Source organism: Dehalococcoidia bacterium, from assembly GCA_041649635.1.
GTDB lineage: Bacteria > Chloroflexota > Dehalococcoidia > E44-bin15 > E44-bin15 > JAYEHL01.
The window spans coordinates 241,718-262,654 of sequence record JBAZMV010000001.1 but is presented as its reverse complement, the minus strand read 5'-3'; the positions used below and the strand labels follow the sequence as shown (position 1 = coordinate 262,654).

The window sequence follows — 20,937 nt, the reverse complement described above, 5'->3', positions numbered from 1 at the left end:
CCAAACCATTGTACTCGGGGCGTCAGATGGAAAAGGGCGAACACACAGGTTCGCCCCTACAGGAAACTATCTAAAATCTTTATTTAGGTTTGATCAGCAGTATAGGAAGCTTGGAGTTCTGTATCACGTATTCTGTCACGCTGCCGAAGAGCATCTTCTTAAAGCCGCTGCGTCCGTGGGTGGCTATGGCTATCAGGTCTATCTTGTTCTCATGGGCGTAGTTCACTATCGATTCGCCTGAATTGCCCACCATTACGACACATTCCACATTTATCCCTATGCTCTTCAAGGCTTCCGCTTTGGCATCCAGGTATTCTTTGGCTTCCGTCTCCTCAGCCGCAAGCTGCTCCGGACCTGACGGCGACGGCGGGATGCTCGATATGACGCCGGGAACGGCGATGGTCGTACTGTGTGAGAAAGGCACCACGCGCAGAAGCACTACCTCTTTTTCAGCGTGTACGGTCTCCTCTGACGCGTATTGCAGTATCTGCTCCGATAAGCTGGAACCGTCCAAGCATACGAGAATCTTCCTGAACATATGGTTCTCCTTTCATGCTTTTTATATCCGTTGAAGGTCGAATTGATGTGAGACTTGTTTAATTTATCAACATTGCATGAATAAAACAAGAGGGTAGACTTTGAATTTCCAGATTGAGTTAATTCAACCCCCTGTTATCCCCAAATCATGGGGGATTTAGAAAAAAAGATAGGGGACACCCCTATAACCCCGTCAGGAGACGAGTCTCCTGTACCTCTGTAAGAAGCTAACCTCTCCCTTGAGGAGAGAGGACTAAGGTGAGGGTGCGGTTAGTTACCTCTTTGTTAGACAGGGCTAGGATAGGGATATAGTTCTTGGCGAACCTTAATATATGTGCACGGATCCTTCCATGATTTAAGTGTATGGAAGGACAGACGGGCGAGGAGACCTCGCCCCTACAGTTGGATCATCCGGTCAAGCTGTATGATGACATTAGGGAACCCCCTTTGTTCGGAGCGGTGTTCTCAACCGCGCCGAAAGTTGAAGGTGAAGAACACCTTCAACTGCGGAAGATGGCAATCGGGGACACCCCTATCCTTCCATATGCCTTAATATCATGGAAGGACCTGCAGGAGATTCATCTCTTTTAGCTCTTTCTTATATCGTTTATGTTCCGGGTGGCGGCAATCCGGCGGTCGAAGCTAAACCATCCTATCTACTTATCGTTCACGGTGCTATAATTAGAAAGTGGACATTCTTGAAGGATTAAACCCCGCACAGCGAGAAGCTGTTGAAGCTATAGACGGGCCTCTATTGATACTGGCGGGCCCCGGCAGCGGCAAGACAAGGGTCATAGCGCACCGCGTTGCTTACCTCATCAAGGTGTGGGGCGTGCGCCCGCGCCAGATAATGGCTGTAACATTCACCAACAAGGCCGCCCGCGAGATGAAGGAGCGACTCTACGGTCTCCTCGGCACATCGGTCAACGAGCTCACTGTAGGAACTTTCCACGCGATTTGCGCCCAGATACTGAGGCGCGACGGCAAGCACATCGGCATCGATTCCAATTTCGTCATATACGACGATGACGACCAGATGAGCCTGATAAAACACGTCCTGCAGGAGCTGGACATCGATCCCAAGCGCTCCCCTCCCCGTGTCTTCCTATCCGCGATATCATCTTCCAAGAGCCGGATGACGGCGCCTAAAGATTATGTTAAGTCAAACTATTTCGAAGAGGTCACCGGCAGGGTCTACCAGCGCTATCAGGAGCTCCTCACCGGGAGCAAGGCGCTGGATTTTGACGACCTGCTTATGAAGGCCGTCGAGTTGTTCCGGAAACATCCGGATGTGCTGGAAAAATACCAGAAGCGCTATCACTATATACTCGTCGATGAGTTCCAGGATACCAATGTCGTACAGTACATGCTGGCCAAACAGCTGGCGGGGAAGAACCGCAACATCTGCGTCGTGGGCGATCCGGACCAGTCTATCTATTCATGGCGCTCCGCCGATATCCGTAACATCCTCAGCTTCGAGAAGGACTACCCTGACGCGAAGGTGGTCTACCTGGAACAGAACTATCGTTCCACCAAGGTTATACTCGATGTGGCGCACAGCATCATCTCGGTGAACCGCAAGCGCAAGGAAAAAGGATTGTGGACGGATAATGAGGAGGGCCTGCCTGTCGTCGTTGTTGAGACATACAATGAGCAGGAGGAGGCGCAGTTCGTGGTCAGCGAGGTCGATAAGCTGGTAGGCCAGAAGAAATTCAAGTCCGGCGATATCGCAGTCATGTACCGCACCAACGCCCAGTCGCGAGCAGTCGAGGAGGCTTTCATACGCTACGGCATGCCGTACAGGCTGGTGGGCGGCACGCGCTTCTACGAACGACGCGAGGTCAAAGATATCATCGCTTACCTCAGACTAATACACAATCCATATGACAGCGTCAGTCTCTCGCGCGTCATCAACGTGCCGCCTCGCGGCATCGGGTCGAGGACCACGGACCAGCTCGACCAGATGGCGCGGGAACGCTCGATGCCGGTATACGCCGTGCTGCAGATGGTATCGGATGACAAGAGCGAACAGTCGCTGAACAGCCGCACCGCCCGGTCGCTCACAAGCTTCCTCGAAATGTTGAACGAACTAATAAATGCCGGCCGCGAGATGAACACCGTAGACCTGTTCGATATGATATTAGACCGCACCGGCTATAAGGACCATCTTTATGAGAACCCGGACGGCGAGGACAGGTGGGAGAACATACTGGAGCTTCGCACCGTGGCCGAGGACTACCGGGAGATGAAGCCCGGGGAAGGGCTCTCCGCGCTGCTGGAGAACATTGCGCTGGTGACCGATACCGACAGCTATAACGAGAAGGTCAACGCGGTCACGCTGATAACGCTGCACGCCGCCAAGGGTCTGGAGTTCCCCGTCGTATTTATTCTGGGGCTGGAGGAGGGGCTTCTGCCCCACCGCAAGTCTCTGGATGACCCCGACCAGATGGAGGAGGAGCGCAGGCTGTGCTACGTCGGCATCACGCGGGCCAAGCAGCGGGTTTACATGGTGCGCTCATTCCGCCGCAGTTCTATGGGGGCCACGTCGGTCAATCTGCCATCGCGCTTCCTTATGGATATACCGACTCATCTGAGGACAACGCCGCGCGGCGATATGGGGGAGGGGCGGCTGGCGGCTAAGAAGCGTTCGATAGCCAAGGCGCCTGCTGTTGAGAAGCCGCCTCTCAGCGCCGGCGAACACGTAATGCACGCCAGGTTCGGGGAGGGCGTCGTGGTCAGCTGTGTGCCCAGCGGCAATGATCAGGAGCTGACCATCGCGTTCAAGGGGGAGGGCGGCCTCAAGCGGCTGCTGCTGAGCCTTGCGCCTCTGGAGAAGGTGGAATAGCCGGGTTGAACCCCCTGATATCCCCCGCTCGCGGGGGAAACAATAACCGAACCCCCTGTTAGTCCCCCATACGTTTCCTTCCATGATATAAATATCTAGAAGGATTCTGCGGAAGGGGGAGTATAATGTCGGGGGGACACCCCTATAACCATGTCAGGAGAGGAATCTCCTGTACCTTTCTATTACGCACGTTAAGTTCCCCCTCTTTTTAGAAGAGGGGGTAAGTGGGAGATACCTTATAAAAAACTCTCCCTCTTCCTCCGCAGGGAGAGGGTAAGGGTGAGGGCAAAATATTTCGGTCATTGTGTAGCGAAGCAAAATGTTGCGTCCCTACGTTTTTCGGTGGGTTAGAAACCCACTCTACATCTGTCTGTCGACTGTCGCCAGCTTTGAAATATTGACAAGAGCATCGTAATTAAGGTAAACTTTCGATGGTTTCTCGCGTAAAAAGTCGACCTTGAAACCAACTATGAAATGGGCTTGCGAAATCATACTAATGTGGAATCAAGCATAGAGACCAGGATCGGTGACCGAGTCGCTCCCTGGTTTTTTGCTGTTTAAATATAAGAAAAGGAGGCAATTAAATGGCGGAGATCAGTAATGACATCAAGGCGATGATCGGTATATGGTCGGAGCCTGTAGTGCTGGAGGTGGAGAAGGGGGCGATAGTGCGCTACTGTGACGCTGTCGGCGATGATAATCCCCTTTATCGCTATGACGAGTACGCCAGGAACACCAGGTATGGCGGCATCGTATCACCGCCCGGGTTTTTCGGCTGGCCGGTAGGCGGCGGCAACATCGAGGCGGGCATGGCCCGCGTCGTGGGCGCGGTGGCGCAGGCAGGAATGCTGCGCATACTCGACGGCGGCATCGAGCTCAACTTCTACGCGCCGGTACGCGCCGGCGATATACTGGTTACGTATGGAAAGCTGGCTGACGCCCGGATGAAGGAAACGAAGCAGGGCGGGATGGTTTTCCTTATTATCGAACAGAAATATCTTAATCAGAATGGCGTTCTGGTGGCCCTGGCCCGCCAGACGCTGATCTGCAGTTAGTTGAGGAGAGATAAGATGACGCATCATAATAAAAAACAGCTGTATTTTGAAGATGTAAATGTCGGCGACGCGGTGACCACGGTTCCCAAGGTGGCCACCAGCCGCATGCTGGTGCAGTGGGCCGGCGCTTCGGGCGACTTCAATCCTCTGCATTACGAAGACGATTTCGCCAAGGCGATGTGGGTCAACAGCCCCATCGTCCACGGCCAACTGAAGCGCGCATGGCTGGGCCATCTGGTAACAAGCTGGATTGGCGACGAGGGCACCGTGAAGATGCTCTCCTGCCAGTTCCGCGGCATGGACTACCCGCGCAAGATGAAGACCATGGACGAGCCCCATGAGGGCGACACATATCAGTGCAAGGGCAAAGTCAAGGCCAAGCGCCAGGAGAACGGCGAGAATCTCGTCGACATAGAGATCTGGGTCGAGAACGGTCAAGGCGTGAAGAACACCCCGGGCAGCGCCACTGTCGCTCTCCCCTCTAAGAAATAGGAAACATTTAAAAAGAAGTGTCCTTCCGCGGAAGGACCGGGGTTCTAGGGGTGCCCCCTATTTTAAAAAATTCCCCCAAGAGTGGGGGTCAGGGGGCTGACAAGCTCAATCGGATTTTACTCAGGAGGTAAACATGGGGGATAGACTGAAGGGCAAGGTGGCCATCGTCACCGGAGCGGGCCGGGGCATCGGGCGCTGTCACGCGCTGGCGCTGGCCGCCGAGGGCGCCAGGATAGTAGTAAACGACCTGGGCGTCGCCGCCGACGGCAGCGGCACCGACCAGTCGCCGGCGCAGCAGGTCGCCGACGAGATTATCAAGGCCGGAGGCGAGGCCATAGCCAGCTACGGCAACGTGACCAAGCTGGAGGACTGCCAGAAGACGGTCCAGGATGCGGTGGACAAGTGGAACCGCGTCGACATCCTTATCAACAACGCCGGCGTCCTGCGCGACCGCATGGTGTTCAATATGAGCGCCGAGGAGTGGGACGTCGTTATCAAGACACACCTCTACGGCCACTTCAACTGCATCAGGGCCGCTGCCAGCGAGATGCGCCGCCAGCACGGGGGGTTCATCGTCAACACATCCTCCGAGTCCGGCCTGGGCCAAATGGGCCAGGCTAACTACAGCTCGGCCAAGGAAGGCATCGTAGGGCTCACCCGCACCGTGGCGCGCGACCTGGGCCGGTATGGCATCATCTGCAACGCGATCCGGCCGCGCGCGGGCACGCGCATGACCATGAACGAGTCGGTGCAGGCAGCGTGGAGCAAGGGGGGAGGCTCCGGCCTCGGCGCCGCCCCCGGCGAGACGCTTGAAGAATACCTCCCGCCGCCGGAGTATGTTTCCCCGTTCGTCGTCTTCCTCTGTACCGAAGAGGCGGCGAAGGCTAACATCAACGGCCGCACCTTCCTTGTCGTCGGCGGGCAGATCGGGCTTTTCTCCGAACCAGAGTTGACTAAAATCATTAAGAAGGACTGGCAGAAGCAGGGCCCCTGGACGCTGGACGAGCTCATCGCACGCGTGCCAAAAGAGCTGGCGGAAGGACTGGTAAATCCTTCGCCGCCGAAGGAAGAGAAGAAGAAGTAATTCGACAACGCGTCGAATCTAAAGGGCAGGTGCTGAACCTGCCCTTTTTGTTTTTAGGAATCGACCGCCACGTTAGATGGAGTCTGGATTGATTTCGTCCTTTACCGGTACTATAATTATCACTCTCGTCGACTTAGCGGCCTGACAAAACATCGCGCCATCCGTCTTTCTATTAAGAAAAGCGTCTCATTTTCATATAACGACGGTACTGATACCAAAATATAGAGAGGAGGATGCTCATGAAGAAATTGATTCTTTCTATAATGGCCGGGGCTCTGGTCATAAGCGTCGCAGCTTGCAGCGCCGGGGCTCCGGGTGCGACCATCATCGCGTCGGAGGTACAGCGCGATACATCTCCGTCGGTTGCAGGCTCCGATATAACGGCGCTGGTCGATGGAAACAGCGAGTTCGCCTTCGACATGTTCCAGGAACTGAAAGAGCAGGACGGAAACCTGTTCTATTCGCCTTACAGCATCTCACTGGCGCTGGCCATGACCTATGCCGGCGCCCGCACCGAAACCGCAACCGAAATGGCGGACGTGTTTCATTTCACGCTGCCGCAGGAACAGATGCATCCGGCTTTCAACTGGCTGGACCTTGAGCTTATCAGCCGCGGTGAAACAGCCAAGGGGCAGGACGATGAGGGATTCCGCCTGCATATCGCCAACGCGATCTGGGGGCAGAAGGACTACACATTCCTGGATGGCTTCCTCGATACCCTTGGACTGAACTACGGCGCTGGTTTGCGTATCCTCGATTTCATCAACGAGCCGGAGCCGTCGCGCATCACCATCAACGACTGGGTCAGCGACGAGACGGAGGGCAAAATCGAGGATTTGATCCCTCAGGGTGTGATCGATTCCATGACGCGGCTGGTGCTGACGAACGCCATATATTTCAACGCGGCCTGGCTGAACCAGTTCTATAGCGAGTCGACCGGTGATGGGGAGTTCAATCTCATCGATGGCGTCAGCGTGACGGTGCCGATGATGGCGCAGTCCGAATCGTTCGCCTATGTGGACGGAGACGGCTATCAGGCGGTCGAAATGTTGTATAACGGCAGCGAGATGTCGATGGTTGTTCTGCTGCCGGACGGCGGCGAGTTCGAGTCGTTTGAGGACGGCCTGGATTCGGCATTTGTCGACCAGATCATAGCGAGCCTGGAATTCAGCGAGGTCGACCTTGTAATGCCCAGGTTCGAATACGAGTATGAGTGCGGCCTGTCCGATACTCTCGCCGGAATGGGCATGCCGACGGCGTTTTCTGAAGGCGCGGATTTCTCCGGCATGACGGGCAACTTCGATCTGTTCATCGGCGACGTGCTGCACAAGGCATATGTATCGGTGGACGAGGAGGGCACGGAGGCGGCGGCCGCTACGGCTGTGATAATGCAACTTACGGCGATGCCGGCGGAGCCGGTGCAGATGACCGTGGACCGTCCTTTCATCTTTCTTATCCGCGATATCGAGACGGGCACGATACTGTTCGTCGGCCGGGTCATGGATCCGAGCGCCTAGTCGACGCAGCTTCGAATGCGAAAGGGCAGGCGTTGAACCTGCCCTTTTTGTTTTGTTAAAGGACGTTCGAAGATCAGAAGGTATTATTCGCCCGGAGCAATGTCTTGATTGCCGGGACTCTCGTTTTCAGCATTCCGCGATTCGCGCTTCTCCCAATCGTCGCGGAGCAGCTCCATCGCTATAAAGGTATTGCTGAAGCGCTTCTGTTTTTTGAAGGGAGCGAAGCCGCATTTGCGGAAACACCGCTGCGCCCGCAGGTTCCACTCCAGGGTGTTCAGATATATCCTGTCGATGTTCAGTGTTTTGAAGGCATGCTCTACCAGTGTGTTGACCGCGTCGACGCCGTAGCCGTTGTCCCAGTAATCGCGGTCGCCGATCATGATGCCTATCTCCGCCTCTTTCTTCCGCGTGTCTATGTTGTATATCATGCAGTTGCCGATATGCTGACCGTCCAGCGTATCGATTCCGAAGCGGCGGCGGCGAGGGCTTTCGTGGCTTATCTCATCATGATAATCGAGGAGGAAGCTGGAGAAAGGCATCCTCACCATCTGGGCGGCGTCCAGTCTGGTGAGCTCCTCGTCACGGCGCCAGATGTAATCGTTGGACGCATCGGAGATGCGCTTGGGCCTGATTACCACCTTGCGTCCTTTTATTAAATGGGCTGCAATCATAACGAATCTATTGAGAACGGGTCTCTATTGAAATATAGCTCGCGCAGCGCGTCGTTGGCCGCGTCGCGGATGTAGTCTTCCGGATTTTTCAAGCACTCTTCCAGGACGGCCTCGGCCTCGTCACCGCCTATTTTACCGAGGGCGGAGATGACGGACACCTTGACCTGGGTGTCAGGGTCGTTTAGAAGCTTGAGCAGTTGCGGCAGCGCATGGGCGTCCTCGAATTCGCCGCATGCTTTAACGGCCTCGAAACGTATCTCGGGGTCCGTGTTGTTCAGCTCATGGATGAGTATGGGCTGCCAGGCGGGATCGCAGTTGATGCCCATGGCGTACAGTGCGCTGGCCTTCATGAACGCGTCGGCGTTCTTATAGGCTTCTCCTATGATGTCGGTCACGACGGGCAAGTTTAACGGTGCGATGGCCTCCACGGCGCGTCTGCGCACCTCGATCGTTTCTTTGTCGTTGCGGATGGCGGCTATCAGTGATTTCTCCACCCTGTCGCCGTCCTTCTCGCGCAGATTGCCGAGCTCGTAAAGCAGGGCGAACTTGCCCAGCGAGACCGCGGCGCCGGCCCTGACCTGTTCACTTGAATCGCTACGCAGTATATCGATGAGAGGGTCGATTAAAGATCGGTCATCGTATTCCCACAGTCCCTCTATCGATCTCAGCCGAACCGTTTCGTCGTCATCTCCGATGCCCAGCATGAAGATGTCGTTGAAATCGTACTGAGGATCCCCCTCTGCCAGCGTGATGAGATGGCCGACTATCTCCCTCCTGCGCTCCACGGCGATATCGGGCCACTGATTCTTGAGCAGATCAAGGTCGCCGGGCGTTATAGCGGAAAGCTTGGCAAGCCTGGAGATTACCAGCTCTTTACTATCTTCGGCTATTTCTTTCAGGTAGCTCTCTAAAGACAACTCTTCTGCCCCTTGCTCGCTATCGACAGATTAGAGAGGCAGATGGCGGGCGTCTTGAACGACCCGGCGACCCACTGCGCCTCGCGTCCGACGGCCCGTATCTCCTTCAGCGATTCATATATGTTGCCGGAGATCATCGTGTCCTTGACCCGGCCCACCAGCTCGCCGTTCTCTATCTTGTATCCCAGCAGCACGTTGCCGCCGAATTCGCCGCCGAGCACGTTGCCCTGCCCCGCCCCGATGAGCATCTCCACCACCAGCCCCTCTTTGATGTCGCGGATCATCTCGCCGTAGCCGGCGTCGCCTTCCTTCACTATGACCGCGCTCGTGGATGGGGAGGGAAGGCTGCCTCTGGCGCGGACGCCGCTGCCGGTGCTGCTGGTGCCCGCCAGAGCCGCCGTCTGCAGGTCGTAGAGAAAGCCGCCGACTGTTCCGTTATCGATAAGCGTCGTCCGCCGGCTGGCTACGCCCTCGCTGTCGCAGGGGCGGCTGGCCGGCAGGTAGCTGACGGTGGGGTCGTCCCATATCGTCAGCCGCGCGTCGAACAGCTGCTGCCCGATTTTCCCGCCCAGGGGCGACGCCCCTTCAAGCACCATCTTTCCATTAACCGCCAGCGCCATCGGCGTGCCCAGGGCATTTATGACGCCTTTAGGGGTAAGGATCACGGGCATGCGCCCCGTGGAAATCGACGCCGTCCGTTTCGCCAGCTCCAATTGTGAAATCGTCGATTCTGCTATCTTCTTGAAATCGCGTATGGGATGGCATGAGACGTCCATCTCGCCGACGAAGAGCATGTCGGTGCCGCGGATGAGATTGCCTTCCACGCTGATATCGAAGAAGCTCTTGCGGTAGCCGGCCTGCCCGCCGCGCGAGTTGATTATGCGCACCTCGCTCTCCGCTTTGCCTATCGAAGCCTCGCATACCAGCTCCGGCGTATGGGCCAGCAGCGTCTCGATGAGCCCGTTGCCCATATTCACCATATCGTCGATGTCGATTTTGCTTGCTTCGGCATCGTATACATCGACCGCGGGATATTCCTGAAGAGAAGGCAGCTCGAACCGGGCCTCCGCGCCGAACTGCGAGGTCTCAACCGCCATCTCTACCAGCGCCTGAGGCTGGTCCAGCCGCGTCGTCGATGCAAAGCCGATACGCCCGTTCCTGATGATGCGCAGGGATATAGATGTCGACTCGCCGCTCTCCATCATCTTGAGGCGGTTGGCCTCCCAGACCACGGGCGTCTCCGTGGATTTGACCATATAGACCTCGGCCTCTTCGGCCACTTTCTTAGCTAGATCGAGTATCTTTTCCACGGGTTACTTCCCCCCTAGCAGGCACTTCTGCATGCGGATGTGCGGGCTGCCGTTGGATACGGGCAGGGGCGACTGTCCCCCCTTGCCGCAGCCTCCGCCCTCGTTCATATCCAGGTCGTTGCATATGGCGTCGATATTATGTAATGTCGTAAACACGTTCCCTGTGAGCACTACCGGCCGCATCAGCTCTTCAACTTTGCCGTTGCGAATCATGAAGGCCTCTCCGGCGGAGAAGGTGAACATCTCCATGCTGGTCATGCCGCCGTACCAGTTCCGGGCGTACACACCCTCCTTGATATCGGCTATCATCTCATCGAACGTCGTCTTACCGGGCTCGATGTACGTATTGGTCATGCGAACGATGGGCGGATGGTGATAATCGATGGCGCGGGCGTTGCCGGTCGTTTGCTCGTTCATCACTCCCGCCGTCTCCCGCGAGTGCAGTCGTCCGGTTAGGATGCCTTCCTTTATCAGATATGTCTTGGTCGCCGGGACGCACTCGTCGTCGTACTTGTAGCTGCCGCGCAGCCCCGGGACCGCGGCGCCGTCGACGATGTTGAGATGCTCCCCGCCGAATTTTCGTCCAAGCACCATGATGTCCTTCATGCGCTCGTTCTCATAGACGAAGTCGGACTCGGACAGGTGTCCGAAGGCCTCGTGCACGAAGACGCCGGCCAGCACCGGGTCGAGCACCACCGTGTACTCCCCGCCCTTGACCGAGGGCGCGGCCAGCAGCTCCACCGCCCTGCCCGCCGTGCCTTTGACCTGGCCGTGCAGCGTCTTCATGAAGCTGAAATCGCCTTTGGAGCCCAGGCTCAGAGACGATTGCTGCACGTCCCCGTCATCTCTGGCTACGACCATGAGCCTGAAAGTTATGTCAACTCTTTCCTGCTCGATGTAGCTGCCCCCGGAGCTGGCAAATATGACCTTCTGCCTGCCGTCGCCGTATCCCAGAACCGATGTCTGTACTTTCGGGGTACTCCAGATTATATCGTTATACTCGTCGAGCAACTTCTTTTTATCGGCGAGTGAAATCTCCCGCGGGTCGTTCTTGATATCGGCTTTAACAATATCGACGACCGGCTTTACGTCGGCCAGCTTGCTTTCCCTGCGCCCCGCCAGGCGCGCCTGTACGACCGCCGTTGCCGCTTTCTCGCGCAGGCCGTTCAACTCGTTGAAGCTGACGAAGCCCCACCCGCCGCGCACCAGGGCGCGCACGTTGCCCCCCAGGCTGGAGCTGCGGCCTATGTCTTCAAGCTCCCGGCCGCGGTACTGGATGCGGCTGGACTCTCGCTCCTCGAGACGGATTTCGATATAATCGGCGTCCTGGCCTTTGAGCGCTTCCGTGATTACGTCGCGTGCATTTTCGATGGATGACAATTGATCTCCTTAAAGCAGTGGTAGGGTGAAGTTTACAGATGTTGGAGTTGCGTTGTCAATGAGCAGATAGGATGGGGATAAGGGGACACCCCTAATACCCCGTCCCCGATTCATCGGGGTACCCCTGTCTCTCGCGGCTGTCATTGCGAGGAGACCTTCCGTGATATCGAGGTATACGGAAGGACGACGCGGCAATCTCGTCGGCTCCGGCCAGCTCGGCTTAAAGCTGTGCTCTCAACCCCCTGCTATCCCCCAGTCTTGGGGGATGTAAGAAAAAATCTAGGGGACACCCCTAATACCCCGTCAGGAGAGAATTCTCTCCTGTACCTCTCTTTTCAACTCACCCTGCCGGCGGTGTCACAGCCGGCGCCGTCTTCCCTCTCTTTATCAAAGATGGGGCTAGTGGGACTTCGATGCGTCATTTTGCCTTAAATCTTTTAACTCGGTCTCGAACTTGCATTTCATTCTCTCGGCCTCGGCGGTGAGCCTGTCCCACTCGGCGGTGAGCGCCTCTATGGATTGCTTAAGGGAGCGGTACTCGCGATTGATGTCGCCGCCCTTTCCTTCCTTGTAATGCGCGGGGTCGGCGAGTAAGGCTTCAACCTCGCACAGGCGCGCCGTGTGCTGTGCGACTTCCGCTTCGATAGCGGCGATGCGCTTCTTCAGCGGCGCGGTCTCGCGGGAGTGTCTGTTTCTCAGATTTGCCTCTATCATCTTACGCTCACGCTGCTGTCCCTTCGCCGTGCGGTAGCGCTGGTTGCGCATATCGGCCTCGGCCGCCTTGCGCCGCCTCTCAATTTCCCTGGGCGTCAGGCCCCTCGTATCTGCCGTATCGGCAGTAGTTTCTTTTTGTGACAGGTAGTCATCGTAGTCGCCGATGAAAATGTGAGGCACGCCGTTGCGTATCTCGATTATCTTGTTGGCGATCTGGCGAATAAGAGTACGGTCGTGTGTGATGAAGCACAGCGTGCCGTTGTAGGCTTCCAGGGCGTCGGTGAGTATCTCGCGCGATGGTATATCGAGGTGGTTGGTGGGCTCGTCCATGAGCATGAAGTTGGCCGGGTGCGTCAGCATCTTGGCGATGGCCAGGCGCGTCTTCTCCCCGCCCGATAGCACGGCTACCTTCTTGAGCACATCCTCCCCTGAGAAGAGGAACGATCCGAGAAGCCCCCTCAGCTTCTGCTCCGTCTCGCCCCGCGCCACCTGGCGCAGCTCCTCGAGCGCGGTGTTATTCGGGTTCAGGCTCTCGATGTAGTACTGGGCGAAATATGCGGTCGATACATTGTGGCCGAGTGTGCGCTCCCCGCTCTCGAAGGGAAGCACGCCGGCCAGCATCTTAAGCAGCGTGGTCTTGCCCGCGCCGTTGGGGCCGACAAGCGCCACGCGGTCGCCGCGGTGAAGGGCCAGGTTCAGTCCGGTGTAGACGGCCTTGTCGCCGTATGATTTATCGATATCCTTGAGCGTGATGACGGTATGGCCGCTGCGCGATGGTTCCGGGAAGGAGAACTTTATCTTCTTGGTCGATCGAGGCACGACTATCTTTTCTATCTTATCGATCTGCTTGATGCGGCTTTGCACCTGGGCGGCCTTGGTGGCCTTGTAGCGGAAGCGCTCGATGAAGCGCATTTCCTTCTTGAGCCTCTGCTCCTGTTTGAAAGCCATGGTGCGCCTGGTCTCCATGTCTTTCTCCCGCGCCAGCACGTAGCTGTCGTAGTTGCCGTGATAGAAGATGACCTCGTCCTTCTCGATAGCTATCACCTTCTTGACAACGCTGTTCAGCACGGCCCGGTCGTGCGACGTAATCATGACCGCGCCCTGGTAGCTCTTGAGGTAGCTCTCGAACCACCTGATGCTCTCAAGGTCGAGATGGTTTGTCGGCTCGTCCAGGATGAGCAGGTCGGGATTGAGAAAGAGTATCTTGGCCAGCTCGACGCGTATGCGCCAGCCGCCGCTGAACTCGCTCAGCGGACGCGCGAAGTCCGATTCGGTAAAGCCCAGCCCGGAGAGTATCTTTTTGGCTTCGTGTTCGATGTTATAGCCGCCGGAGGATTCGAAGGCGTGCTGCATCTCGCCCAACTGGCTCAGCAGCTCGGAGGTGTCCTCCCTGTCCTGCCCGGGGTCTGCCAGCTCCTCCTGCAGCAGCTTGATGCGGTGGGCCAGGCTGTTGATATGGGCAGAGGCCCCTGCCACCTCGTCGAGTAGTTTGTTCCCGGAGGTCGGCTTGATGTCCTGGCGCAGGTAGCCGATGGTGGTGCCCTTGCGCAGCGATATCTCGCCCGAGTCCGGGCTGATGTTGCCGGCTATTATCTCGAAGAGGGTGGTCTTGCCCGAGCCGTTAGGCCCGATGACGGCGATCCTTTCCCTCATGCCGACGTGGAAGCTGATGCCGCTGAAAAGCGGACGCATATTATAGGACTTGGATATATTGGAAACGCTAAGCATGTCGAATTGTCGCCACTAATTTTTTATCTCTTTAACCCGGCCCACCTGGCCGCTTTCCAGGCGCACCTTGATGCCGTGGGGATGGGAGGAGGATCTGGTCAGGATATCTTTAACTATGCCTTCGGTCAGCTTGCCGGAGCGCTGGTCTGCCTTCAGAGTAATTGAAACATGCGATCCCGGTCTGATGTCAGCGCGATTTGTGCCGTTCATAGTGATATATTAGCATATATAGATATTATCCGAACTCCATGTTAGCTCCCCCCATTTTGCCTGTCATTGCGAGTCCTTCCAAGAGATTCGCTTTTGGAAAGGAAGAAGCAATCTCATTCTATTCATACGATGTCCTAAATGTCGAGATTGCCGCGTCGTCCTTCCATGATTAATACTTCATGTAAGGACTCCTCGCAATGACATTGTTCTGGATCATCCGGTCGAGTCGTATGATGACATAGGTGGCACCCCCGGTTCCCTCGGTCCTTCCGCTTGAAAGTTCGTTACATGCATCCCGGCCCCGTATCGCTGTACGGGGTAGACTCCAGACGGAATTCATAACGGGCAACCGGACGGTTGATGCTGATCGTTAAAAGGGCAAGCACGGGGGCTTGTCCTGCAAGATGATGCAGCCGCTCATACTGCCGATTTTTGCTTTTATCGTAATAACTATGTAAGATTAAAAAAGTCTGTGATATTATATTGTAATTCTTTTTACCTGTAACGCGGGGTGCAAATGGAAGGGCAGTTGGGTCTGGTAGTACTGGTCATAGCTCTGGTTGCTGCGTTCATCGGCGGGATGATCGCCAAGCAGTTGCGTTTGCCTGTTATCGTAGGTTATCTGGTAGCCGGAATCGTCATCGGGCCGTACGGGGCCAAATTTGTCAGGGACACGGCGCAGATCGAGACCATGGCGGAGATCGGCGTTGCTCTATTGGTATTCGCTATAGGAATGGAGGTCTCCCTTAAGACGCTGCGAAAGGTGGGCTTAATTACTGCAGTGGGGAGCATGGCCCAGATAATTGTCACCATGCTGCTGGGTATGTGTATAGGGCTGGTCCTGGGGTGGCCGATACTCGAATCAATCATATTCGGATTCATAATCTCCTTTTCCAGCACAACCATCATGCTGAAGGTGCTTATAGACCGCGGTGAGCTTGACACAACTCACGGCCGCATAATGCTCGGTTTCAATATGATCCAGGACCTATGGCTGATTCCAATTATTGTGATCCTGCCTGTACTTAAAGAGGGGGACTGGACCGGGGCGCTGGGAATAGCCGTATTAAAAGCTGTGCTATTCCTGGGTGTCTTATTCTTGCTGGGATTGTGGGTGTTGCCGCGCATTCTAAAGCGCGTAGCGATGGTCCGGTCGCGCGAGCTTTTTCTGCTGGCGATATTCGGCCTGTGTATAGTAATAGCCTTTTTGTCAGATTACTTTGGTCTGTCCATAGTTCTGGGAGCGTTTGTGGCTGGCGTGCTCATAAGCGAGTCCGATTATGCCTATCAGGCTATAGCAGACGTTATTCCGCTGCGTGACTTATTCGCCACCATATTTTTTGTATCGTTAGGCATGTTGATCGATTTCCGCTTCTTTACGGATAACATAGTTCAGGTTCTTATGGTCGTGGCTGTAATAATAGTAGGCAAGTTCATCGTTTGCTCGATTGTTCCGAAACTTATGGGCTATAGTGCGAAGACGGCGTTATTAACCGGATCAGGCATGTTCCAGATGTCGGAATTCGGTTTTGTTCTTGCCGCAATTGCCTTGAGCGCCGGGGTTATATCTAAAACCGTCTACGATCTCGTTTTGCCGGTAGCGGCGATAACTCTGTTGTTGGCTCCGTTCGGCATGGGTACTATGTCAAAAATATACAGAAAATTAAGCCAGAATGAGAGGTTTTCCAAGATTCTGGCACGGCGCTCTGACCCCGATTTTACTCAGGGACCTAGATTGACAAATCACGTGGTCATATGCGGTGGCGGACGTGTGGGTAAGATACTGGTAGACGTCCTTGAAAAGAGGGGCTTCTCCAGGCTGGTGATAGATGAGGACCCCAGAGCTATAGCCGAACTCAGAGAACGGGGGATACACTGTATATACGGGGATGCCAGCAATCCTGACATACTTGCGCGCGCCATGCTGGATAAGGCCAAGGTGATGGTTATAACCATGAACGACCCGATTGCTATCGAGCTCGCCGTGAAGAATGCGCATGCCATCAATCCCAAGCTGGACATAGTAGCCCGCATTCAAGTCGATGAATCCGCTGATACGCTGCGGAAGATGGGCGTAACCGAGGTCGTGCGCCCAGACTTTGAGGCCGGGCTGGAGATGGTGCGCCACACGCTGCACCGCTACGGTCTCACCGGGGCCGAGATACAGTATATCCTTAATGTCCTGAGACAAGGGGGGTCTGAAGAGAAGTGAAGAAGGAACACTTCACCCGTTTCATCCTGGTGCGCCACGGGCAGACGGGCTGGAACAAGGACGAGCGCTTCCGCGGGCGGGCGGATATCGAGCTGGACGAGACCGGGCTGCAGCAGGCGCAGCTGGCCGCGGGGCGCATCATGGAGTGGGAGATATCGTCCGTTTACTCCAGCCCGCTGAAACGGGCGAGGAGCACGGCGCAGGCCATAGCGGAAAGGTTCGGATTGTCAGTCGTCACGCTGGATGGGCTTAACGATATGAACTTCGGGCAGTGGGAGGGGATGCTCGTCTCCGAGGTCAGGGAGAAGCATGCCAAACTGTTCAACGAGTGGCGGCTGCATCCGGAGAGCTTCTCCGTGCCCGGCGGGGAAAGCATGGATGATGTGAAGCGCAGGGTGGTGAAAACGGTCGACGAGCTGGCGCTGAAACACGAAGGCCAGACCATCGCGCTGGTTTCGCACCGCGTGGTGTGCAAGGTGCTGCTGTGCCACCTGCTGGGGCTGGACAACTCGCATTTCTGGAAGATAGCGCAGGATACAACGGCGGTAAACGCCTTCGAGATGTACGAAGTCATCGGCACCGGGGAGAAGAGGGCCACGGTTACGCTGGTGAACGATACGTGCCATCTGGGGAAGCAATGACGGTTGACGAGGTCATCGCTCTGTTGAGGAAGCAGCACGGCGCTCCGGCGCGAAGGGCGCGGTTAGACCCGCTATCGGAACTGATAGCAACGATATTGTCGCAGAACACTTCGGATGTGAACTCCGGTCGTGCCTTCGCGAATCTTGTATCGACCTTCGGGGCGTGGGATAAGGTCGCGGATGCCGACGTCGATAAGATATCGGAAGCTATCGCGGGAGGAGGACTGAACCGGGTCAAGGCGCCGCGCATAAAGACCATCTTGCAACGTGTCGATAAGGAGAAGGGCTCGCTCGACCTGGGGTTTCTCAAGAAGATGCCGCTGGCGGAGGCTCGTTCCTGGCTGGAGTCGCTGCCCGGCGTTGGGCCCAAGACGGCCGCCTGCGTGCTGCTGTTCTCGCTGGGGAGGCCGGCCCTTCCCGTCGATACGCATGTCTACCGTGTGGCGCAGCGTATCGGTTTAATCGATAAGAAAGTGTCGCCGGACAACGCACATCGCATACTGGGGAAGATGGTTAAGCCGGAAGACGTTTACGAGTTTCATATGAATATGGTGCGTCACGGCAGGAAGGTATGCCGCTCGCGGAGCCCGCTTTGCGGCGGGTGCCTGCTGAATAAGGGTTGTAAGTATGGAAAGAGAGCGCTTCGAAGAGCTGGTTGAGCAGGCCGTTGAGTCGCTGCCGCAGCAGTTCAAGGACAGGATAGAAAACGTAGCGGTTGTGGTACAATACTGGCCTACCGGCAGGCAGCTGCGCAGCGTGGGGCTGAGGCGGCGCGAGGAGCTGCTGGGGCTTTACGAAGGTGTGCCGCTGACGGCTTTCGGCAAGGAGCACGCGCTGGTGCCGCCGGACAAGATTTCTATATTCCAGAGGCCAATCGAGCTGGCCTATCGAACTGAAAGCCGCGTCGTGCGCGGGATTGAGGAGACGGTGCGGCACGAGATAGCGCATCATTTCGGCATCAGCGACCGGAGGCTCCAGGATATTGCGAGAGAGAAGCGTGAGGGGGATAATACACAGGGGACGGACGGAGGATAGCATGATAAAAGTTGGGATCATCAACGTAACCGGATATATCGGGATGGAGATCGCGAGATTGCTGCACGGGCACCCAGAGGTCGAACTGGCCTCGGTGACGGGGCGCAGCGCCGCGGGACAGAAGCTGGGGCATTTCCTGCCGCACCTGGCTGATATCGACTTGACCATCAAGGAGGAATTGGGGTTCGTGGACCTGGCCTTCTCCGCCCTGCCGCACAAGGACAGCGCCGCCGCCTGCGCCGCGGTTCTGGAGCGCGGCATAAAAGTTATCGATGTCAGCGCTGATTTCAGACTAAAGGAGGCGTCTCAGTACCGCGCGTGGTACGAGCACGAGCATCCGACACCCAAGTTGCTCAAGGAGGCTGTTTACGGTCTGGTGGAGCTCAATCGTAAGAACATCGCCTCGTGCCGCATCGTAGCCAATCCGGGATGCTACCCCACCAGCGCGATACTGGCGCTGGCTCCCGCGGTCAAGGCCGGCATCATCGATCCCGATATCATCATAGATTCCAAGTCGGGCGTGTCCGGCGCCGGACGCTCGCTGAGTTTCAAGACGCACTTCGCCGAGGTCGACGAGAGCGTATCGGCCTACTCCATCGAGGGGCATCGCCACCTGCCGGAGATAGTGCAGGAACTCAATACGCTCAATCCCAAGCTGTCCGTCAACGCGACATTCGTGCCGCATCTCATCCCGATGAACCGCGGCATACTGAGCACGTGCTACGCCAAGCTTGCGGACGTCAAAATCGATAAAAAGAAGATCGTCGATATATATAAAGACTTCTACAAGGGCGAGCGCTTCGTTAAGGTCGTGGACGCCCCGCCTCAGACCAAACAGACGCTGGGCACCAACTTCTGCCTGATACACCCCGTCGTCGACACGCGCACAGGACGACTCATCGTCGTCAGCTGCATCGACAACCTTATCAAAGGTGGCGCCGGCCAGGCGATACAGAACATGAACCTGATGCTGGGCTACCCCGAGTCCACGGCGCTGGAGACGCTGGCGCTGTACCCGTAGGCAATTCCGCCGCGCTGTGATAAAATACGAAAGGTCTGTTCCCGCGGACGCCCCCATCGTCTAGTGGCCTAGGACGCTAGCCTTTCAAGCTGGAAACAGGAGTTCAATTCTCCTTGGGGGTAGAATTTTCCTCAGCTAAGTCGCTGCAAGTGTATTTTGTATTGTTATTTTGAACAACAGCAGTTAGTTTAGCTTGACATACTCTTTCATCAGCATTAAAGTGTTAAAATCTTGTGTCACCCACAAAGTACTTCTCAAGAGGAGGTAGTCCAATGAAAGTCACACGAGCTTTAATGATATTGGCAATATGCACATTATTAGTAACGGGATTATCATGTGGTGATGAATCTGGTACCGGCCTACCAACTACTGTTACTGAGGGACAAGCAGACATAGAGGATGCTATCGCCGTTGTGATAGAAGACATACTCCCGAATGTCCCGGAGATTGAAGGTGGGCTTCCATATATGTGTCTCAAGCTGGATTCAATGCTTTCCGCAGGCACAATGATAGAGGAGGATTACGGCCAGAACCTAGAGTTTACCCTGGAAGAAGATTCGTACTTCTTCTATCTCGATCTTGAGCCGGGTGCCTTCTATGAGCACCCCGTACAGTATATAGTTGTTGATAAGTACGGCAATCATGAGGAATATGAGGCCAATTGGTGGCCTCGTATCAACGATTCGGTCCCTGAGGGATTAGTCAGGACTATTCCTGGTGATGATGACGTGGTTTCCTCAAATGTCGAGATAGAAGAGTCTTCAGGCATACCACTGGAATTCGATTTCCCCGTCCTTCCTTTACAAACATGCGAAGGGTTTATCGTGGTGCAGGGGCTTATGCCAGATGAGAGTCTTTTTACTCATTCTGTGGACGACTACGTGAATAGGCTCAACTTTTTCAATGCGTATAGGAGCTCGTGTTCTGAAATCAAGGGGCTGGTTCAAGATCAAGCTGACGATGTGCTTAATGAAATCGACAACATGGTAGCAAACAATCTAAATCCGATAACCATCTCAATAGTCGCGCATGGCGGGGACAGTTGTGTATGGCTGGGTGGTCAGAGAATATGGGACAGGGATTTTAGAAGCAAGATGGCGGAATACCCTGATACTGCTTTCAACCTCATGCTCACATCATGCCACAGCGGGAGCTTCATAGATGTGCTTCAAACGCTCGACAACGTATGTGTTATAAGTACAGCTTGTCGTGCTGAAGAGTTGGCCCGTCCCGACTGGGACAACAAATATGGACAGACTGATTTCAACCCATCAGATATTGGGGGGGAGTGGATGAGTTCCCTCATAGAGGCGATGTGGGACATAGCAGGAGATAGTGACACATTCGATCAAATAGTCTCTGTGGCCAGGATAAATGGTGTATCTACGACATGTGTCCTAATATGCGAGGGGCATTATGGCGCCCTGGGAGGCATTTCAGGATTCGGCCTAACTCAAAATTTAGACCTTGCCAGTCGTCTGGGGAAGGAAACGCCTCAACTCTACTGCGCTTGGGAAAACTCAAAGTAGACAGCTTAGCAGAGAAGCCTTGTGGTATAAAAGGGGGCT

At 55.7% G+C, this 20,937-nt stretch carries 19 protein-coding genes and 1 tRNA gene; 13 read left to right on the top strand and 7 right to left on the bottom strand.

All coding sequences use genetic code 11. The features are described from left to right. Positions 1-79 precede the first annotated feature (79 nt). A complete protein-coding gene (locus WC562_01250) occupies positions 80-538 on the bottom strand; it encodes a universal stress protein (protein MFA5054789.1) in 459 nt (152 codons plus the stop codon). Positions 539-900: 362 nt separating this feature from the next. Here WC562_01250 and WC562_01245 point away from each other — a divergent pair, with 362 nt between their 5' ends. The 6 genes from WC562_01245 to WC562_01220 all read left to right on the top strand — a co-directional run bounded on the left by WC562_01245 (position 901) and on the right by WC562_01220 (position 7,530). Next, the gene (locus WC562_01245; protein MFA5054788.1) at positions 901-1,128 is read left to right on the top strand and encodes a hypothetical protein; all 228 of its coding nucleotides are present in this window, start codon (positions 901-903) and stop codon (positions 1,126-1,128) included. A gap of 97 nt (positions 1,129-1,225) precedes the next feature. Continuing rightward, positions 1,226-3,382: a UvrD-helicase domain-containing protein gene (locus WC562_01240; protein MFA5054787.1), complete on the top strand. Its 2,157-nt coding sequence runs from the start codon at positions 1,226-1,228 to the stop codon at positions 3,380-3,382. 584 nt (positions 3,383-3,966) lie between these two features. After that, the gene (locus tag WC562_01235) at positions 3,967-4,437 is read left to right on the top strand and encodes a MaoC family dehydratase N-terminal domain-containing protein (GenBank protein ID MFA5054786.1); all 471 of its coding nucleotides are present in this window, start codon (positions 3,967-3,969) and stop codon (positions 4,435-4,437) included. Positions 4,438-4,452: 15 nt separating this feature from the next. Further along, the gene (locus WC562_01230) at positions 4,453-4,929 is read left to right on the top strand and encodes a MaoC/PaaZ C-terminal domain-containing protein (protein ID MFA5054785.1); all 477 of its coding nucleotides are present in this window, start codon (positions 4,453-4,455) and stop codon (positions 4,927-4,929) included. Between the two features lie 133 nt (positions 4,930-5,062). Continuing rightward, positions 5,063-6,013 carry an SDR family NAD(P)-dependent oxidoreductase gene (locus WC562_01225; protein MFA5054784.1) on the top strand — a complete coding sequence of 317 codons (951 nt, stop codon included), beginning with the start codon at positions 5,063-5,065 and terminating at the stop codon, positions 6,011-6,013. Positions 6,014-6,252: 239 nt separating this feature from the next. Next, positions 6,253-7,530, top strand: coding sequence for a serpin family protein (locus tag WC562_01220; protein ID MFA5054783.1), 1,278 nt, complete (start codon positions 6,253-6,255; stop codon positions 7,528-7,530). Positions 7,531-7,613: 83 nt separating this feature from the next. Here the strand turns inward: WC562_01220 and WC562_01215 are convergent, their stop codons facing one another. From WC562_01215 to WC562_01190, 6 genes are all read right to left on the bottom strand, one after another. After that, the gene (locus WC562_01215) at positions 7,614-8,201 is read right to left on the bottom strand and encodes a GNAT family N-acetyltransferase (GenBank protein ID MFA5054782.1); all 588 of its coding nucleotides are present in this window, start codon (positions 8,199-8,201) and stop codon (positions 7,614-7,616) included. Next, a complete protein-coding gene (locus tag WC562_01210) occupies positions 8,198-9,118 on the bottom strand; it encodes a HEAT repeat domain-containing protein (protein MFA5054781.1) in 921 nt (306 codons plus the stop codon). The genes WC562_01215 and WC562_01210 overlap by 4 nt, the downstream gene beginning before the upstream one ends. Beyond that, complete coding sequence (locus WC562_01205; protein ID MFA5054780.1) at positions 9,109-10,428, bottom strand: TldD/PmbA family protein; 1,320 nt, start codon at positions 10,426-10,428, stop codon at positions 9,109-9,111. Before WC562_01205 ends, WC562_01210 begins: the two co-directional genes overlap by 10 nt. Before the next feature lie 3 nt (positions 10,429-10,431). Next, positions 10,432-11,808 carry a TldD/PmbA family protein gene (locus WC562_01200; GenBank protein ID MFA5054779.1) on the bottom strand — a complete coding sequence of 459 codons (1,377 nt, stop codon included), beginning with the start codon at positions 11,806-11,808 and terminating at the stop codon, positions 10,432-10,434. Positions 11,809-12,207: 399 nt separating this feature from the next. Next, complete coding sequence (locus WC562_01195; protein MFA5054778.1) at positions 12,208-14,250, bottom strand: ABC-F family ATP-binding cassette domain-containing protein; 2,043 nt, start codon at positions 14,248-14,250, stop codon at positions 12,208-12,210. Positions 14,251-14,265: 15 nt separating this feature from the next. Further along, the gene (locus tag WC562_01190) at positions 14,266-14,460 is read right to left on the bottom strand and encodes a YwbE family protein (GenBank protein ID MFA5054777.1); all 195 of its coding nucleotides are present in this window, start codon (positions 14,458-14,460) and stop codon (positions 14,266-14,268) included. Positions 14,461-14,977: 517 nt separating this feature from the next. Here WC562_01190 and WC562_01185 point away from each other — a divergent pair. From WC562_01185 to WC562_01155, 7 genes are all read left to right on the top strand, one after another. Beyond that, positions 14,978-16,672 carry a cation:proton antiporter gene (locus tag WC562_01185; GenBank protein MFA5054776.1) on the top strand — a complete coding sequence of 565 codons (1,695 nt, stop codon included), beginning with the start codon at positions 14,978-14,980 and terminating at the stop codon, positions 16,670-16,672. Then, positions 16,669-17,313, top strand: coding sequence for a histidine phosphatase family protein (locus tag WC562_01180; GenBank protein MFA5054775.1), 645 nt, complete (start codon positions 16,669-16,671; stop codon positions 17,311-17,313). The genes WC562_01185 and WC562_01180 overlap by 4 nt, the downstream gene beginning before the upstream one ends. Next, complete coding sequence (nth, locus tag WC562_01175; protein ID MFA5054774.1) at positions 17,310-17,972, top strand: endonuclease III; 663 nt, start codon at positions 17,310-17,312, stop codon at positions 17,970-17,972. The genes WC562_01180 and nth overlap by 4 nt, the downstream gene beginning before the upstream one ends. Beyond that, positions 17,941-18,348 (top strand): metallopeptidase family protein, encoded by a 408-nt coding sequence (locus WC562_01170; protein ID MFA5054773.1) that lies wholly within the window; start codon positions 17,941-17,943, stop codon positions 18,346-18,348. Before nth ends, WC562_01170 begins: the two co-directional genes overlap by 32 nt. 1 nt (position 18,349) lies before the next feature. Next, on the top strand, positions 18,350-19,369 hold the full coding sequence (gene argC / locus WC562_01165) for an N-acetyl-gamma-glutamyl-phosphate reductase (GenBank protein ID MFA5054772.1): 1,020 nt from the start codon (positions 18,350-18,352) through the stop codon (positions 19,367-19,369). 49 nt (positions 19,370-19,418) lie between these two features. Then, positions 19,419-19,491: transfer RNA gene (locus tag WC562_01160), tRNA-Glu, on the top strand. A 150-nt stretch (positions 19,492-19,641) separates the two neighbouring features. After that, entirely contained in the window at positions 19,642-20,898 is a 1,257-nt protein-coding gene (locus WC562_01155; GenBank protein ID MFA5054771.1) for a hypothetical protein, read from the top strand. The last annotated feature ends 39 nt before the right edge of the window (positions 20,899-20,937 follow it).

What these genes read in the sequence shown, in the direction of transcription:
- WC562_01230 (MFA5054785.1), top strand. Translation starts at nt 4,453, where the DNA reads ATGACGCATCATAATAAAAAACAGCTGTATTTTGAAGATGTAAATGTC.
- WC562_01190 (MFA5054777.1), bottom strand. Translation starts at nt 14,460, where the DNA reads ATGAACGGCACAAATCGCGCTGACATCAGACCGGGATCGCATGTTTCA.
- WC562_01250 (MFA5054789.1), bottom strand. Translation starts at nt 538, where the DNA reads ATGTTCAGGAAGATTCTCGTATGCTTGGACGGTTCCAGCTTATCGGAG.
- WC562_01155 (MFA5054771.1), top strand. Translation starts at nt 19,642, where the DNA reads ATGAAAGTCACACGAGCTTTAATGATATTGGCAATATGCACATTATTA.
- WC562_01215 (MFA5054782.1), bottom strand. Translation starts at nt 8,201, where the DNA reads ATGATTGCAGCCCATTTAATAAAAGGACGCAAGGTGGTAATCAGGCCC.
- WC562_01195 (MFA5054778.1), bottom strand. Translation starts at nt 14,250, where the DNA reads ATGCTTAGCGTTTCCAATATATCCAAGTCCTATAATATGCGTCCGCTT.
- argC (MFA5054772.1), top strand. Translation starts at nt 18,350, where the DNA reads ATGATAAAAGTTGGGATCATCAACGTAACCGGATATATCGGGATGGAG.
- WC562_01185 (MFA5054776.1), top strand. Translation starts at nt 14,978, where the DNA reads ATGGAAGGGCAGTTGGGTCTGGTAGTACTGGTCATAGCTCTGGTTGCT.
- WC562_01170 (MFA5054773.1), top strand. Translation starts at nt 17,941, where the DNA reads ATGGAAAGAGAGCGCTTCGAAGAGCTGGTTGAGCAGGCCGTTGAGTCG.
- WC562_01235 (MFA5054786.1), top strand. Translation starts at nt 3,967, where the DNA reads ATGGCGGAGATCAGTAATGACATCAAGGCGATGATCGGTATATGGTCG.
- WC562_01225 (MFA5054784.1), top strand. Translation starts at nt 5,063, where the DNA reads ATGGGGGATAGACTGAAGGGCAAGGTGGCCATCGTCACCGGAGCGGGC.
- WC562_01245 (MFA5054788.1), top strand. Translation starts at nt 901, where the DNA reads ATGGAAGGACAGACGGGCGAGGAGACCTCGCCCCTACAGTTGGATCAT.
- nth (MFA5054774.1), top strand. Translation starts at nt 17,310, where the DNA reads ATGACGGTTGACGAGGTCATCGCTCTGTTGAGGAAGCAGCACGGCGCT.
- WC562_01220 (MFA5054783.1), top strand. Translation starts at nt 6,253, where the DNA reads ATGAAGAAATTGATTCTTTCTATAATGGCCGGGGCTCTGGTCATAAGC.